A 15,765-nucleotide genomic window follows, 5' to 3' on the forward strand; every position below is an offset into this window, starting at 1 on the left:
GGCCGGTAGTCAGCATACACGCATCCGGCTAGGCGACCCCAACCAGCCCGTCTCCCCACCCGATGCTTCGTCGGCATCGCGTGTTGTCGGTGGGGATGAGCGGAGTATGGAGGAAGGTTGAGGGGGCGGGGATAAAGTTTTTGGGCACGCGCCTTTCAAGGCGATACCCCCACCTAACCTCCCCCCGACAGGGGGGGACCAATCGCGTCTTGCTGCGCCATTCTGATATGGCGCCGCCTGCCCCTTCCCCTATCAGGGGGAGGCCGGGTGGGCGTTAGCCTAAAGCGCCCGCTGAAAGCGTTCAAAGCGCCCCAATTCGACATCGATGGCCGCCTTGGCCTCGGCGCCAACCTCCTCCAGCCATGTCCATTTCTGGATGAGCAGCTTTCCGGCCTGCCGGTCAGTTTTCAAGTCCACGGCCGCAACGACACGATCATCGAGCAGTACCGGCAGGGCGAAATAGCCATATTGGCGCTTGGCGGCGGGCACATAGGCTTCAAAGATGTGGTCGTAGCCGAACAGTAGCTTGAGCCGCTTGCGCTGGATGATCAGTGGGTCGAAGGGCGAGAGAATGTGCACGCGGTTTGCCGGGACAGGGGCCACAATCGCCAGTGCCTCCGGTGTCGCCCAGTGCGGCACCTTTTCGGCGCCCTCGATACTGACGGGCACAAGCTGGCGGCGCTTGACGCGCGCCTCGATCAATTCGCGCACCGCCTTTTTGGCCGGTGCATTGAGGTGGCAGATGGAATCCAGACTCACCACGCCCTGGCTGCGCAGCGCCCGGTCGAGGAGATAGGTGGTCACCTGCCGTTCGGTGGCCGGGCGGGGGTTCTGTTCCCAGCCGAAATGGCGGCCGATGAGATCATAGGTTTTCACCATGCCCTCACGCGCCGCAATGGCAACCAGGCCTTGATAAAACATCAATTGCAGCACGCGCTTGCTCGGCTTGCGGCTGGCCCAGGGATGGGTCTTGTCCACCAGTTCGTCGTCGTCGATGTCGCGAATGGACAGCGGCCCCTCGGTCTTGAGGCGCCTGGTCATGGCGCTGACCTCGGCCCTGGTCACCGAGCCGAACCAGGCGCTGGGGTTCTCCCGATAGGCCTTCATGGCGGGCAGGAAATAGGGCAAGTCCCCAGTGGGCACATAGCTCAGCGCATGGGTCCAATATTCAAAGATCGATTTTTGCGCCGACTGCAGCGCGGCAAGATCGCTGCGTTTGTAGGCCGGAATGCGCGCGTAAAGGATATGATGGTGGCAACGCTCGATGACATTGATCGTGTCGATCTGCACATAGCCCAATTGCGCGATTGCCGCCTGCGCGGCCTCGGGGCCGGCGCCGAAGGGCTCGACCGCGTCGAGGCGCTGGGCGCGCATCCAGATGGCGCGGGCCTGGGTGGGGGAGAGGGTGATGGGCTGGCGCGGCACGGGTGATTCCTGAGGACTGACAGACGATGTCAGATCAGGGGCGTGTGTCAAACGGGGTCAGGAGCAATCGCCCCGCGCGACAGTTCATCATGCAGGTAAAAACCTGCGCTTGACATGCAGGCATATACCTGCACAATAGATGGCGAACCGAGAGACTGGAATGGACGAAGACAAGGTATTCAAGGCGCTGGCCGATCCAAGCCGCCGAAGGCTGCTCGACCTGCTGTTCGAGCAGAATGGGCAATCGCTGGGCCAATTGTGCGAGCATCTCGACATGGCCCGGCAGTCGGCCACGCAGCACCTTGAAATCCTGGAAGCGGCCAATCTGGTCAGCTCGATCAAGCAGGGCCGGGTGCGGCTGCACTACATCAATCCCGTGCCCATCCACGAAGTCTACGAACGCTGGGTCCGCAAGTTCGAGCGCGAGCGCCTCAGCCTGTTGCATGAGCTGAAAACCCAGCTCGAAGGAGAGTGAATTGACGAGGGAAACCACCAGTTTTGTCTATGTGACCTATATCGCCTCAACGCCGGAAAAGGTGTTTGCGGCCATCACCACCCCGGAAATCGCCCGCCGCTACTGGGGCCACGAAAATGTTTCGAGCTGGCAAAGGGGCGCCCGCTGGGAACATGTCAAAGCCGACGATGCTCGCACGGTTGAACTGGTGGGCGAGGTCATCGAGCACGACCCGCCCAAGCGGCTGGTGATCAGCTGGGCCAATGCATCCGAGGCGCATCAACCCGAGAGCCACAGCCGCGTGACTTTCGAGATCGAACGCTACCAGGATATGGCGCGCCTGACCGTCAGCCATGATGATCTCATCGCCGGCAGCGGCATGGCCAAGGGCATCAGCAAGGGATGGCCCATCGTGCTCTCCAGTCTCAAGTCCTATCTCGAAACCGGCCGCGGGCTGGACGTTTTCGCCAAGCCCGCATCGGCCTGAACCTGGGGAACAAGACCATGTCGACCTCAAAGTTTACCGGTGGCTGCGCCTGCGGCGCCGTCCGCTACCAGATGCACACCGAACCCATCTTCCAGAACCATTGCCAATGCCGGGACTGCCAGAGGCAAAGCGGGGCCGGGCATGGCTCCTACCTCACCTTCGCACAGCGCGAGGATCAGGCCGTGTCAGGCAGCGCCACCAAGTGGAGCGTCGTCGCCGAAAGCGGCAACATCAAGCACTATGCCTTCTGCCCGACTTGCGGGTCCCCCGCCTATCTGACATTTGCGGCCATGCCGGACCTGATTGCAGTGCCGGTGGCGAGCCTGGATGATCCCGGCGCGTTCACGCCGCAGGCGCTGACCTATGCCAGCCGTGGCCATGGCTGGGATCTTGTCGATCCGGTTTTGCCGACCTTCGCCGGAATGCCGGCAGCCCAGGACCCATCGCCATCCAGCTGATGCTGGCCTGCCAATCGCGGTTGGTCCTAACGCCTTTTCCGAACCATCACACCCAACCAGACCACGGACCACTGTCCGGGGCGCGCCCGCTCACGCCCAAAGTCACCACAAGGAGCAAAAAATGAACGACCAGGCCAGTTTCACGACACGATTTCATGTCACCAAGAGCCCGCAGGCGGCTTTCGAAGCCATCTGCAATCCCCGCGGCTGGTGGAGCGGGGAGATCAGCGGTTCCAGCCACCGGCTGGGCGATATCTTCACCTATCGCTACAAGAACCTGCATTTTTCCCGCCAGCAGGTATCCGAGCTGGTGCCCGACAGGCGCGTCGCCTGGCAGGTGCTGGACGCCGATCTCGCCTTTGTCACTGACCGGAGCGAATGGACCGGGACGACCATCGCCTTCGACATCGCCAGCCGCGGCGGCCAGACTGAGGTGACTTTCACCCATCTGGGCCTGCAACCACAGGTGGAATGCTTCGAGGTCTGTACCGATGCCTGGTCAGGCCTGATCCAGGGCAGCCTCAGGGAGCTGATCGAGACGGGCAAAACAAAGATGCGGGAGCTGGACGCGCAAACGCCATAGGCCGCTGGGCGCGGCCAAGAAAAGTGGGCTGACAGATTGGAGGAATTGGTGGAGCCTAGCTCCATCTAACAAGCATTCGTGCGTGTTCATCGGTGTCCATATTTCATAGGGGTTTAGCTCCAGCACCGTGAACACATGTTCTTGTGACGTTCGCCGATGTTCGCTATCATCCACGCACTCAAGTGGGGATGAAAGTGGGGGCAGCCATGGCGCGTTCACTGAACAAGCTTTCCGAGGTCGGGGTTCGGTCCGCGAAGAAGGCCGGCCGCCATAGCGATGGCGGCGGCCTCTATCTCAACGTCTCTGCGAGCGGCGGGAAGTCGTGGGTCTTCATGTGGACGCCGCCCGGTGGCAAGCGTCGCGAGATGGGTCTCGGTCCATATCCCACTGTGACTTTGGCCAAGGCCAGGGCAATGGCTGCCAACTATCGCGTCGACGTTGCAGAGGGCCGGGATCCGATAGCGGAACGTGACCAGACGCCCGAACCCTTATTCGGCGACGCGGCCGACCAGTATATCGAGACCATCAAATCCGAATGGAGCAACGCCAAGCACGCGGAGCAATGGTCGCACACGTTCAAAGTCCGGTGCGCTGCAATTCGGAACTTGAGGGTGTCGGCCGTTGGCACAGATCATATTCTGAAGGTTCTCCGCCAACCGGTGACCTCGAAATACAAAGGCGAGGTGAAGAGCGGCGAGTTTTGGCTCATCATGCCAGAGACGGCCGGTCGGGTTCGCAACCGCATTGAGCGCGTTCTCGATCATTGCCGGACGAAGGGTTGGCGGACTGGTGAGAACCCAGCGCGCTGGAAGGGCCATTTGGCGCACCTGCTGCCCAAGCCAGCAGCCCTGATCCGGGGCCATCAACCGGCCATGTCCTATGAGGACGTTCCGGCCTTCATGGCGGAGTTGCGTGCCCAGGAAGGCCTGTCGGCGCGTGCCGCAGAATTCTCCATCTTGAACATGACTAGGTCGAACGAGGCGCTTGGCGCTGAATGGCCAGAATTCGACCTGGACGGCAAGTTCTGGACGATACCGAAAGAGCGCATGAAGATGGGCAAGGAGCACACGGTTCCTCTGTCTGACCGCGCCGTGGAGATAATCCAGGAACTCAAGAACGCGGGCACAAACCATCGCTTCGTATTGCCGGGTCAGCCACGGAAATCCGATGGGGAAGAGCGTCCGCTCTCGAACATGGCAATGCTGATGTTGATCCGCCGGATGGGCTACGACGTCACCATGCATGGCTTTAGATCGTCAGCTCGAGACTGGGCTGGTGATGAGACGCCGTTCGCCCGCGAGATTGTCGAGCATGCCCTCGCCCATAAGGTCGGCGATGACTCCGAGAATGCGTATCGGCGCCTTACCGCACTCAAGAAGCGCCGGGTGCTCATGCAAGCGTGGGCTGACTACTGCTGCTCGACGAGGCCTTCCAACGTCGTGCCCATCAAGGGCGGTGCAAACAGCTAACAGAACCCGTGGGGATAGACCGGCCAGTCGAAAAGCGGGGAACACCTCCCGCCCTCCCCACGGTCCCAAGGTGTCCGCAGAGGTAGCGAATGTCCAAGTCATCAAAGGCGCCCATCGAACCCCTCAAGATGGTAAAAAAACTTAGGTCCTATCCATCAAAAGGCGCGTGGCTCTCAACGGGCGTCTGATGGTGAGAGGTCGCTTGCTGCTTTGGACAATATGATGACCCAGAGTTTGCGGCAGTCGGGCGTTTTGCCGCTTCATGAATCGACCGAGCCGGACGCCGCTTTGCCATCATCGGCCCCACCTCCAAACATCACCGACTACGATCCAATGCGAATGCCGGTATGGACCCTACTAATGGCGCTCGCCTGGATTGCGACCCGAGACGCCGAAAGGGTCACTTGGCAACGTGATGAGTGGCGCCGCGCGAACGGCTTACCCGAGGGTAGTATTCTGGCCGTGTCTATTGGCGCTATGGAGGGCCTTGAGGATGGGGACGATGAAGATGAAGACGACCCCACGGTGTTTCGTGCCCTGGATGCTTTTGACAAGCTAAAGGCGGCTGGAGAAGGCGACGAAATTGAAGTCTATGCCATGGCCTTGGGGCGAAACGAGCCAGTGACGCTGCGCCCCCTCGATTGGACCTATGGAAAGCTGTCGTTTGATAGTCGCTATGATGAAGTCTGGCGGGTCGGTGGAGAATACTACCACACCATGACGGTCGGGCGTGAGAACCTGCTCAGGGTGTTCCCCGCGCCGGAGCCTGTGTCTCCATTATCCGATGCTTCTAGGGATCATGAAGTGGGTACCGGTCCCCAAGGACTGGGGCAAACGGTGCAAGTGCTGGCCGACGCCATCTGGTACACATGGCAAAAGGTGCCTGATGGCTTTCCGCGCCGGGAGGATCGCTTCAAAGCGATCTGGGACGCAGCAAAGGGCCGTCAACCGGCACTTCGGGACCGAAATATGCCATCGTTCGACTCGTTCGAGCGCGCAGAGAAGGCGGTCAAAGAGCACCTAAAAAAGGATGGCCGCTGATCACTGCGGCAACTTGCTGATGTTTGCGGTAGCCTGCGGCTGACTGCGGAAATGCATCAATAGAAACAACAATTTATGTTCGTCCTCGTTCACATCAACCCGAACGAACGAGGACCTGATGACATTGAAACCCGCCTACTCGGTCAGCCAGTTTCTGTCCGAATTTGCCATGGGCCGAACCCGCTTCTACGAGTTGGTCGGCCAGGGCGCGATCCGCGTCCGCAAGAATGGCAACAAGACCATCGTCACGGGCGAAGATGCCCAGGCCTTTCTCAACAGTCTTCCGATTGTTGAGCCGAAGAAGGCCGCCTGATCCAGCAACCCATGAAAAAGGGGAGCTGGCTGGCAGGCCAATGTGCTCCCCGGAAAGTGTTTCCGAGTGCATAAATACACCAAGTGCGCCATTGCGCGCAACAGGCGCGAAGCCGCCAATCTCTGCATCAACCACGAACCTGAATTGACGCGCGGTGGTCTCGTGATCAAGCGCTGCCGCCCTCAGTGGTCGGCCAGCGTTTGCAACCTCAAGGCAGCATTGGCCGGTATTGGTCAGGAGGTGCGCCATGCCGGCTAATCCTCGCCGCACGTCGGCTACCGACCCGAAGCGTTGCATCTTCAAAAAGGCGAAGACATGGACGCGCCGAGATCCTGACGCTCCCCAGTCGCCTCAGGCCAGGTGGAACAGGAACAATCGCCACAAACTTCGCGCCCATGCCGAAGTCCGGAAAGCTCTGCGCACCGGCGACCTCAAGCGCGGTCGTTGCGAAGTCTGTGGTAGCCTCCGCGTCGAAGCCCACCATGAGGACTATACGGCGCCACTGTCGGTGACATGGCTGTGCCGTCGCCACCATAAGTTGTGGCACGCGGCCGAGCAGAAAATCGAAAATGGCAGCGTCGCCCTGTGGATTGAAGCGCTGTTGTCGGGAGGCGCCAATGTCTCCGGCCAATGACAATGCACAAAGTCCCGAGGCGAACTGGAGCCATATCGAGCTGTCGGCGGGGACGGTAGCTGACGCCTATGTGCTGGACGAGCATGGCAAGCGTGCTCTGCCATGTGAGGTTGGCCAGTTTCGCTTCTTCATCGACGTGGTCGAATACGATGGTGGTCGTCTCGGGCTGGAAAGTTGCGAGACCTATGAGCACGCGATCCTTAAGGCGGAACAGGCGCGACATGACTGGCAGCTCTCCAGTCCGGCTCGTGACATGGTCGTGGAATCGCGCCCATGAGCAAGGAAGCCTGTAAGTGGCATAGCCGTCAGGTCATCCCCAATGGACCAATGAAGTCCGTCCTGGGCGTCCTGGCATACCTGCACTGTGAGGGGAAGTTGATTTTCCCCTCACAGGCTTACCTTGCCCGTGAGACTGGATTGACCGACCGGTCGGTGCGCACCGCGCTGGCCCTTCTCGATGCGATGGGTGTCGTTGACCGTCGCCATCGCAGTGCTGGTGCAAAGGGTCGAATTTCCGACAGCTACACCCTGCGTCTGAAACAGGAATTCATGTTCACCCGGCGGCAAATCCGGGACACCCGAAATGCACTTCGCTACCGGAAGCAAATTCCGGTTGGAGAAAATTCTCTACCGGAACGTGGTTCCTTCGCTACCGGAAGCGCGTTCCGGGGAATAGGAGAGGAACAGGATAAGAGTACCTACCAAGAGGGAGCCCTCAAGGGGGTAGATAGTAGTGTAGGGTATACGCGCGAGGCCGGGGTGGTGGTGCCACTGCGGGCAATCGGCGGGGGCGCCAAATGAGGCAGCTCCACGACTACCAGGCCAATGCCATCGCCGTTCTGCGCCAATCTCTGGCAAGGGGTCACAAAAGGCCCATGCTCCAGGCGGCGACCGGGTCAGGCAAAACGGTTATCGGTGCCCACATTACGCAATCGGCCTTGGATAAGGGAAAGCGCGTTTGCTTCACCGTTCCGGCGATCTCATTGATTGACCAGACCGTCGAGCGTTTCCGGCAAGAAGGGATCGATAACCTAGGAGTTATTCAGTCGGATCATCCGGCCACGGATCCAACGGCGCAAGTCCAGATCGCCAGTGTCCAAACCCTCGCCCGCCGCATGTTCCCTGGCACGGACCTCGTTATCGTTGATGAGGCTCATCAGATGCACAAGGCGGTGTTCCAATGGATGGGCCAGTGTCCAGACCTCCCATTTGTCGGGTTGTCGGCAACGCCTTGGACCAAGGGCCTTGGCAAATACTACGACCACCTCATTGTGGCGGCGACGACGGGTGATTTGATCTCCCGAGGCTTCCTGGCCCCATTCCGGGTCTTTGCCCCGTCGCATCCTGACCTTGGCAAGGTTCGAACTGTTGCTGGCGACTATCACGAGGGCGACCTCGAAGATGCCATGAGCGAGCCCAAGCTCACAGCGGACATAGTTTCGACCTGGTTGGAGATGGGCGAGAACCGTCCCACCCTTTGCTTCGCGGTCAATCGAGCACACGCGAGAAAGCTGCTGGACGAGTTCATCGCCGCCAACGTCAGTTGCGCCTGTGTCGATGCTTACACTGACCGTGAGGAACGCAAGCGGCTCTGCGAGGCCTTCAACGATGGGCTGGTCAAGGTCATCGTCAATATCGGGACCATGACGACGGGTGTGGACGTTGATTGCCGGTGCATCATCCTGGCCCGGCCTACGAAATCGGAAACCCTCTATGTCCAGATTATCGGTCGTGGCCTTCGCACGGCACAGGGCAAGGCTGATTGCCTGATCCTCGATCACAGTGACACCACACTGCGGCTGGGTTTTGCCGACCAAATCCACCACGACACGCTGGACGATGGGCGGCGCGACGAAACCCGTGCCCGGAATGCCAAAGCTGACACGCCCAAGCTGCCCAAGGAATGCGCCAGCTGTCACTACGTGAAACCGGCCGGCGTCCACGTTTGCCCCCAATGCGGTTTTGCGCCCGCACGTAGGGAGGACGTGGAAACGGCGGCAGGCAAGCTTGTTCAGGTGGCCGGGGGCAAGGCCAGGGCCGACCATTCCACCAAGCAAAGGTTCTGGAGCGGGCTGCAATGGTATTGCCAGCAGCGCGGTTACAATCAGGGCTGGGCATCGCACAAGTATCGGGAAAAGTTCGGAGTGTGGCCGCGTGGGATGCTCGACACTCCGCGTGCCCCCGATGCGGAATGCGCAAATTTTGTTCGAGCCGGGATGATCCGGTTTGCCAAGGCCAAACAGAAGCAATTGCGGGAGGCGACCAATGGGTAATCTCGCAGAACGCGCACATGGACGGTGGCGTGAAATTCTTCCTGCTCTCGGCATCGACGCCAAGGCATTGGTCAACAAGCATGGGCCATGCCCTGTCTGCGGTGGAAAGGATCGCTTTCGCTTCGATGACAAGAATGGGTCAGGAAGCTGGTTTTGCAACCAGGGCCATGGTGGCGAACACGACAAGGCAGCGGGTAGTGCCGGAAATGGCGTCTCCCTTGTCATGGACTTCAAGCAGTGCAGCTTCCCCGAGGCAGCGCGTCTGATCGAAGGCATTATCGGAAAAGCCGACAATGACCGGCCTCCAACTATGCCGGTCGTGGACGAAGAGCAGGCCGCCCGAGAACGCTACCAGCAAACCATTGCGCTCTGGCGTTCTGGCATCGCCATCCGCTCAGGCGATCCCGCAGACCTCTATCTTCGGTCTCGCGTTGGCCCATATCGGGCAACACGGGCGCTGCGGCTCATTCCTGAGACCGTTTTTGCTGGCAGGTCCATGCCTGCGCTGCTCTCGGCCTATGTCGATGTCCATGGCGAATTGTGCGGGGTACAGCGAACCTTCCTGACCGCAGACGGGCAGAAGGCTAAGGGCATTGAGGCGCCCCGGTGGAACACCGGAACATTGCCCGAGGGCGGAGCCATCCGATTGGCGTCGCATGACAACACCCTCGGGATCGCGGAGGGCGTGGAGACGGCCTTGGCTGCAACCGCCCTCTACGGTGTTCCTTGCTGGGCTGCATTAAACGCCGGGCGGCTGGAGGCATGGGAGCCACCCGAGGGCGTTCGCAACATCGTGGTGTTCGGTGACGCGGACCTGAACTACCGGGGACAACAGGCGGCCTTCAACCTGGCACATCGGCTTTCACGCAAGGTGCAGGGGAGACCTGAACGGGTGGTGCAGGTGGCCATACCCGATGAGCTTGGCATCGACTGGAATGATGTGCTTAAGCGCGACAGGCTTGCAGCCTGATGTTGATTTGGGTCAGTGGCGGCGCGTCTTCGGTAGCTTTTTAGCCTCGGCCGCCAGCGCTGAGATGGCTGCCTCTGCGTCGCGTTTTCGCTCTAACCTGCGTTGCTTGTCGAAAGCCACGTACTCGGCCTCGGCCTTTTGCCGTGCCGAATCGCCACGAATAGAGCCCCCTGACTTAAGAACTGCCCGCCCGAGCTGCGCTAACTGTTGGTCGAGCAGGTCGCGGGCATCCTGCATCACCACGAGGCGACCGATGTCCAGTTGGTCCTCGAAAATGTCGAGCAAGATAGTGGTGAGGCGATTCAGTTCCTTGATCTCGCCCTCAGCCAGGTAATTTTTGGAGACCCCCACATCGCGTTTTTGAATGTTGTCTTTGGGCCAAGTCTGAAGTCCCATGTTCTCGACACGATGGTTTGCTCGTTGGGCGACAATTTCCGCAGGTGTATGTGAAGTGACGGCGTATACCAACTTGGCTTGGGTATGCTGATAAAACTCGCGGGCCGCTTCAGTGCTTCCGTCGTAGTCCTGGCACAGTGCGCATATGCGCTTCAGTTCTGCATAGAGGTTCGCTTCATCGGACCTGATGTCGCGGATGATTTCTCTAAGCTCGGCAATCCTGTCGCTATTCTCGGGCTGCTTCAGGCGTGCGGAATCAACTACAAAGCCCTTCTTGGCAAATTGGACCAATATGCCTGTTGCCCAGCGACGAAACACCGTGGCCTGAGCAGATGAGACTCGGTAGCCTACCGAAATAACCATATCCAAGCTGTGAAGCGTCACCGGCCTTGCAGAACTAGCAATATGCACTTTTTGCATATTACCTTCCTCGGGCAGTTCTCCCTCCTCCACGACATTGCTGATATGGCGCGAGATCACGGACTGGTCGCGACCAAAAAGCTGCCCAATCTGTGCTTGGGTCATCCAAAGGGTCTCACCCTCGTAACGGATGTCGAGCCGCATGCCCTTGTCAGTGCCGTACACGAGGAAGCGGTCTCCGGTGTCAGCATCCTCAACTAGGTGAACGGGCTCTCCGTCGTTCTTCTCGGTATCGCTCATAAAGTGAGCTTACCCTGATTCTTAGCTGCGAGTATCGGCAGCGTGCTGCGTGATGACATCTGCACCCTTTCCCTGAGAACACCCCCGTTACTCCATCAGATGACATCTGCTGAACATCAGCGAACGCGCACGAACGAAGACGAATACTAAGTTATTGTAATATAAGGATAAATTTGCATTTTGGGACGATTTGGCCTAGATTGAGCGAACACCAGAATTGAGGTTCGCCAAATGAAATCGAAGCTCGACACCGCCCCCGCCCTCGATGAGCGCATCAGCCTTGTGCTGCCCCTGGATCTCAAGGCTCGGCTTTTTGAGATTGCGTCGCGCAAGCGCCTTCCGGCATCCCATGTGGTTCGCGAAGCCATCCACCACTACACAATTGAACACGCGGCTTAAGGGAGCACCCCATGGTCGATGTTCGCATGCCAGACGGAGTGGTGGTCCGGTTTCCCGACACGATGCCACGTGATCAGGTCCGCGACATGATTGCGAGCAAGTTCTCGGAGCTGGCCCACCAATCGGGTCCGCAGCAACGCACCTATACCATTCAGGCGCCTGACGGCCGGAAGATCACCGTTCGTGCCGATGACGAGGCCACAGCATTGCGCGGCGCTCAAGAATGGGCCGAACAGAACCCCGGCGTTGGTATGAATGCTGACGGAAAACTGACGCTGAACATTGGCGATCAGTCGGTGAAGGTCGGCCGAGAATTTCTGGCGCTCTCCCCTGACGAACAAAATCGGTCGGTGGAAGAAATCGCCCACCAGATTGGCGCAGTGCCTGGTCAGCCCATTGTCATTCGTACGCCAGATGGCACAGCAGAATTCCCTGCAGGTACAACGGTGGAAACGATGGAACGGGCCTTGCAGCAGGCCTACCCCCCCTCGGGCGCGGCCGACCCTGAACTGGCTAGGCTTGAAGAGGGTATCCGCCGCGCGCACGCGGCTGGCGACACAGAAAACGTCCGCATATTGGGACAGGCGTACCGTGAAATGCACGGCAATCGACCTGGCAACGCCCCACCTTCTCCAGCTTATGACAGCGCATTGGCGGCGGCGTCTGAGGCTAGCCGCAAATTTACAATGCCGGGCGGTGGCGAACGCACATTCGAAATTAAGGCTCCCGATGGTCGGACCTATGAAATAGCAGGTGCGCCGGATGAGCAGACGGCGCTAGCCGCCCTCCGCACCCATTTGGGCGGCGGACCCGATCAGGCGAGTAGACCCGACCTTATGGGAGCCACGGCAGCAACGCTTGGTGGGTTGGTCAACGGCATCCCTGTCATCGGTCCAATGGCTCAGAACGCTTCCGACGCCATGATGGGGGCGGGGGCGGCCCTGACTGGTGGAGACTACGGCCAAACCGTTCAGAACCTGCGTGACCGTCGCCAGGCGCTTGCAGACGCCAACCCTGTTGCGAACGTCGCTGGCAACCTTGTTGGGGGTGTCGGCGCCTATGGAGCTTTGGCAAAAACGGCCACTGGCGCTCATGCGCTAGGTCTTGGACCGGGAATGGGGATAGGTGCGCGAGTTGGCAATTCAGCCGCTTCTGGCGCCGCCCTCACTGCAGCGGATACCCATTTCAAAGGCGGCTCTCCCGAAGAGGTACTGTCATCCGCCGTGTACGGTAGCGCAATCGGTGCCGTCACCCCGCCACTTGCCGCGGGTATTGGTGCGGCTGCAAGGGCCGTAGGCAACAAGATTGCCCCAACCTGGGCGGCGGCCACACGACCCGGCGACGAGGCTGCGCGTCGAACGGGCCTTGCAGTAATCCGTGACCGGCAGGCTAACCCCTCCAGCGTTCTCAATTCCACTGACGAGGAAGTGGCCCGTCGTGCTGGCGTACCACTCATGAACGTGGATCGCGGTGGCGAAACTACCCGCGCCCTTGCCCGCTCGGTGGCAAACCAGAACCCTGAAGCGCGCGAGATTATCCGGAAGGCAGCCGACGACAGGTTCGAGTCGCAGGGTTTGCGTGCCATCGACCTCATCAAACGCATTGGCGGTGGCGCGGTCGATGACCTAGCCTATCAGCAGTCAATCCGCGACACGGCAAAGTTCACCAATGCTCCCCGCTACAAAGCGGCTTTTGAAGCCCCTCAGGCAGGGGCGGTCTGGAGCCCGAAAATTCGGCAGTTGATGGAATCTCCCATGTTCCGGTCGGCCGTGAACATGGCGGAGTCTCGGGGAGCCGACAAAGCTGCCATCACTGGCTTCAAGGCGGTCAAAAACCCCTTCCAGTTCAACAGGGACGGCTCGATTACACTGCGGACCAATCCGGACGGTTCGCGCGCATTACCTTCGTTGGCGTTCTGGAACCAGGTGAAAGTCAATCTGGATGGGATGATCGAACGGGCGACACGTGGCGCCAAGCCGGATCGCAGCCTCGCCGCAGACCTCACCCAAATGAAAAACATGCTGGTGACCGACCTAGACGCGGCCGTCCCTCAATACCGGTCAGCACGTCAGGGTGCCGCCTCCTTCTTCGACGCAGAAGATGCCCTTGATGCCGGACGCAAGTTCGCCAACCAGCCCCGCAGCGTCCCTGAGGCCAAGCGGGCGTTCTCGGCTTTCAACGAGAGTGAGCAGCAGGCATTCCGCACAGGCTACGCCTCTGAACTGATCGACCGCATCCGCTCCACCCGTGACCGCGTGAATGTGATCAACCAAGTCTTCGGCAATCAGTCCAGTCGGGAAATGGTCGAGCTGGTGTTCGGCAAATACCGCGCCCAGGAACTTGAGGCATATATCCGGGTCGAGAACCTCGCCGACATGATCCGCGGCGCGCTTGGCAATTCCACAACGGCCCGCCAGCTTTTCGAGCTTGGCATTGGCACGGGAATTGGAGGCGGGGCAGGGTTCCTGTTCAGCGGCGGCAACATGCAGGGCGCATTGGCTGGCGCAGCAATCGGTGGCGGCCGCAAGGCAGCTCAAATGATGGGCCAGCGTGTGGATGCAGAGGTCATGAAGCACGTCGCCAAGCTTCTGACCAGCCGAGACCCTTCTGACCTCCAGAAGGCTATTGCTAATGCCGCCATGTCGCCGATGTGGATGCGCGCCATCAATGCACTGGAACAGGCTCTCATGATCGGCCCAAGGGCCAGCCTACCAACGGCGGTGGGTCAATGACCGAAAAACTGCGCAAAGAACTTGGTGAGCCCCAGCGGGTCAGCAGCCTTGAGCCACCATGCCAAGGGCAGAAGGATTGCAGCAGCCAAGACGTACCCGATCCAATCGTAGAAGTCGGGTTTCCGGTCTTTGGGTTCGGGTTGCATGTCCAATATGTAGATCGAAATCCCGCCAACGACAACGGATGGGGTGCGTTTAGCCTCCAGTCCTACGTCAGTGACAGCTTTGCAGAGCGCGTCGACGAAACGTTACTCCTGCGAGCTTGCCTATCCCTGTCTCTTGGAGCCAGAGCGGCCTTTGCCATGCAATGGGCCTTCGATGTGGGAGACATGGCCGGGCTCTGCGAAACGGACCCGCTTACCGACATCCACGCTTTGCAGCTTGTCCTGCACGACCTCTTGCAGTCCGCATCCCGTTTCGGAATTCCGGTTTCGTTGGTTGGTTGGATTGCGCCGGTTGACGACCCAATGAATGCGCTTCGCCAAGTCCAGAGTATTGCGACCCATCTCATGTCTTTGCCGGAGTTTCACAGTGCAGTCGGCGACGCCGACGTGACGGTACATTGAGGGGTCGACATGGCAACCCACCTCCGCAATCGCCTTTCCCGGCTTGAGCTAACCGCCAGCGGTCCCATTGGTCGCTTCATCACCGTTCGGGGCGTCGAAACCTATGCCGACGCGATGTCGGTACTGCGCGACCGAGGGGTTGATGTCGGTCGGCACGACATCGTCTCCCATGAGCCCGGCTCAACTCCTCCCGACGTGGGGATGGTCGAGGCCACCATGTCCCCTGAATTCTGGGTGGAGCTTCTGGCCCAAGACGAGGCACTGAATTCAATCAAAGGAAATCAACATGACCGCGCTGCGTAACCGCCTGCGTTCGCTCGAAAGCCGTGTTGCTCCCTCCTCCATGCCAAAGCGCGTCTATGGCCTTGTCGGTGAAGGTGATGACGCGGCATTGGCCGAATTCATCCGGTCGCAGGGGTGGGCGTTCGACCCGGACACCGACATGGTTATCCATCATGTGCCGATGGAGCCAGATTATCGGGACGGGGTGTTGCTCGGGGCCAAACCATGCAGCGACCCTGAGTTGAGCCGCATTCGGTTCACCCAGGAGCCCAAGAACCCAGCATGGCGATTGGAGGCGGCATGAACAGCATCGCAACCCGTCTCGCCAAGCTTGAAGCCGAAATCAACCCACAAGCCGAAGGGCGACAGTTCACCTTCTCCGGTGGTGCGCCCGACGCTGACCTGGAAGCCTTTGGTCGAACCTTTGGAGTGACATTGACCGATAAGGACAAGGTGATCCACCACACCGTTTCCGCCGGCACCGAGCATGTCGGTGAGCTGACCTTGGCGCATTGCAGCGACGAAGGCGTGATGATCGATTACGCCTTCAAGTACGCCAAATCCATCATGCCGCTTGATGAGGACGACCAATGAGCCGGGGTGGGGCAAGGCCAGGTGCAGGC

At 59.8% G+C, this 15,765-nt stretch carries 21 protein-coding genes; 19 read left to right on the forward strand and 2 right to left on the reverse strand.

The window, feature by feature from the left end:
• Nucleotides 1-279: 279 nt before the first annotated feature.
• Nucleotides 280-1,374: a winged helix-turn-helix domain-containing protein gene (locus NIM87_RS05760; RefSeq protein ID WP_254674079.1), complete on the reverse strand. Its 1,095-nt coding sequence runs from the start codon at nt 1,372-1,374 to the stop codon at nt 280-282.
• Between the two features lie 211 nt (nt 1,375-1,585).
• On the opposite strand from NIM87_RS05760, the gene NIM87_RS05765 reads away from it, so the two are divergent.
• From NIM87_RS05765 to NIM87_RS05825, 13 genes are all read left to right on the forward strand, one after another.
• Nucleotides 1,586-1,900: an ArsR/SmtB family transcription factor gene (locus tag NIM87_RS05765; RefSeq protein WP_254673683.1), complete on the forward strand. Its 315-nt coding sequence runs from the start codon at nt 1,586-1,588 to the stop codon at nt 1,898-1,900.
• 1 nt (nt 1,901) lies between these two features.
• Entirely contained in the window at nt 1,902-2,366 is a 465-nt protein-coding gene (locus NIM87_RS05770; protein WP_254673684.1) for an SRPBCC family protein, read from the forward strand.
• A gap of 17 nt (nt 2,367-2,383) precedes the next feature.
• Nucleotides 2,384-2,824 carry a GFA family protein gene (locus tag NIM87_RS05775; RefSeq protein ID WP_254673685.1) on the forward strand — a complete coding sequence of 147 codons (441 nt, stop codon included), beginning with the start codon at nt 2,384-2,386 and terminating at the stop codon, nt 2,822-2,824.
• Between the two features lie 121 nt (nt 2,825-2,945).
• Nucleotides 2,946-3,407: an SRPBCC family protein gene (locus NIM87_RS05780; RefSeq protein ID WP_254673686.1), complete on the forward strand. Its 462-nt coding sequence runs from the start codon at nt 2,946-2,948 to the stop codon at nt 3,405-3,407.
• A gap of 206 nt (nt 3,408-3,613) precedes the next feature.
• The gene (locus NIM87_RS05785) at nt 3,614-4,876 is read left to right on the forward strand and encodes a tyrosine-type recombinase/integrase (RefSeq protein ID WP_254673687.1); all 1,263 of its coding nucleotides are present in this window, start codon (nt 3,614-3,616) and stop codon (nt 4,874-4,876) included.
• Nucleotides 4,877-5,098: 222 nt separating this feature from the next.
• Nucleotides 5,099-5,917 carry a hypothetical protein gene (locus NIM87_RS05790; protein WP_254673688.1) on the forward strand — a complete coding sequence of 273 codons (819 nt, stop codon included), beginning with the start codon at nt 5,099-5,101 and terminating at the stop codon, nt 5,915-5,917.
• 118 nt (nt 5,918-6,035) lie between these two features.
• Nucleotides 6,036-6,230, forward strand: coding sequence for a hypothetical protein (locus NIM87_RS05795; RefSeq protein WP_254673689.1), 195 nt, complete (start codon nt 6,036-6,038; stop codon nt 6,228-6,230).
• A 66-nt stretch (nt 6,231-6,296) separates the two neighbouring features.
• Nucleotides 6,297-6,488 carry a hypothetical protein gene (locus NIM87_RS05800; RefSeq protein WP_254673690.1) on the forward strand — a complete coding sequence of 64 codons (192 nt, stop codon included), beginning with the start codon at nt 6,297-6,299 and terminating at the stop codon, nt 6,486-6,488.
• Complete coding sequence (locus NIM87_RS05805; protein ID WP_254673691.1) at nt 6,478-6,864, forward strand: hypothetical protein; 387 nt, start codon at nt 6,478-6,480, stop codon at nt 6,862-6,864. Before NIM87_RS05800 ends, NIM87_RS05805 begins: the two co-directional genes overlap by 11 nt.
• The gene (locus NIM87_RS05810) at nt 6,848-7,141 is read left to right on the forward strand and encodes a hypothetical protein (RefSeq protein WP_254673692.1); all 294 of its coding nucleotides are present in this window, start codon (nt 6,848-6,850) and stop codon (nt 7,139-7,141) included. Before NIM87_RS05805 ends, NIM87_RS05810 begins: the two co-directional genes overlap by 17 nt.
• Entirely contained in the window at nt 7,138-7,665 is a 528-nt protein-coding gene (locus NIM87_RS05815; protein WP_254673693.1) for a helix-turn-helix domain-containing protein, read from the forward strand. Before NIM87_RS05810 ends, NIM87_RS05815 begins: the two co-directional genes overlap by 4 nt.
• On the forward strand, nt 7,662-9,137 hold the full coding sequence (locus tag NIM87_RS05820; protein WP_254673694.1) for a DEAD/DEAH box helicase: 1,476 nt from the start codon (nt 7,662-7,664) through the stop codon (nt 9,135-9,137). The genes NIM87_RS05815 and NIM87_RS05820 overlap by 4 nt, the downstream gene beginning before the upstream one ends.
• On the forward strand, nt 9,130-10,107 hold the full coding sequence (locus NIM87_RS05825) for a toprim domain-containing protein (RefSeq protein WP_254673695.1): 978 nt from the start codon (nt 9,130-9,132) through the stop codon (nt 10,105-10,107). Before NIM87_RS05820 ends, NIM87_RS05825 begins: the two co-directional genes overlap by 8 nt.
• Nucleotides 10,108-10,119: 12 nt before the next feature.
• On the opposite strand, the gene rhuM is transcribed toward NIM87_RS05825, so the two are convergent.
• A complete protein-coding gene (rhuM, locus tag NIM87_RS05830; protein WP_254673696.1) occupies nt 10,120-11,163 on the reverse strand; it encodes a RhuM family protein in 1,044 nt (347 codons plus the stop codon).
• Nucleotides 11,164-11,394: 231 nt separating this feature from the next.
• Here rhuM and NIM87_RS05835 point away from each other — a divergent pair, with 231 nt between their 5' ends.
• The 6 genes from NIM87_RS05835 to NIM87_RS05860 are packed head-to-tail and all read left to right on the forward strand — an operon-like array spanning nt 11,395 to nt 15,736.
• Complete coding sequence (locus tag NIM87_RS05835; protein WP_254673697.1) at nt 11,395-11,562, forward strand: ribbon-helix-helix domain-containing protein; 168 nt, start codon at nt 11,395-11,397, stop codon at nt 11,560-11,562.
• 11 nt (nt 11,563-11,573) lie between these two features.
• The gene (locus NIM87_RS05840; RefSeq protein ID WP_254673698.1) at nt 11,574-14,294 is read left to right on the forward strand and encodes a hypothetical protein; all 2,721 of its coding nucleotides are present in this window, start codon (nt 11,574-11,576) and stop codon (nt 14,292-14,294) included.
• A complete protein-coding gene (locus NIM87_RS05845; RefSeq protein ID WP_254673699.1) occupies nt 14,291-14,860 on the forward strand; it encodes a hypothetical protein in 570 nt (189 codons plus the stop codon). The genes NIM87_RS05840 and NIM87_RS05845 overlap by 4 nt, the downstream gene beginning before the upstream one ends.
• Nucleotides 14,861-14,869: 9 nt before the next feature.
• Nucleotides 14,870-15,163 carry a hypothetical protein gene (locus NIM87_RS05850; protein ID WP_254673700.1) on the forward strand — a complete coding sequence of 98 codons (294 nt, stop codon included), beginning with the start codon at nt 14,870-14,872 and terminating at the stop codon, nt 15,161-15,163.
• Entirely contained in the window at nt 15,147-15,446 is a 300-nt protein-coding gene (locus NIM87_RS05855) for a hypothetical protein (RefSeq protein WP_254673701.1), read from the forward strand. Before NIM87_RS05850 ends, NIM87_RS05855 begins: the two co-directional genes overlap by 17 nt.
• Nucleotides 15,443-15,736: a hypothetical protein gene (locus NIM87_RS05860; RefSeq protein WP_254673702.1), complete on the forward strand. Its 294-nt coding sequence runs from the start codon at nt 15,443-15,445 to the stop codon at nt 15,734-15,736. The genes NIM87_RS05855 and NIM87_RS05860 overlap by 4 nt, the downstream gene beginning before the upstream one ends.
• The last annotated feature ends 29 nt before the right edge of the window (nt 15,737-15,765 follow it).

Source organism: Devosia ureilytica (genome assembly GCF_024273195.1).
In the GTDB taxonomy this organism is placed as follows: Bacteria; Pseudomonadota; Alphaproteobacteria; order Rhizobiales; family Devosiaceae; genus Devosia; species Devosia ureilytica.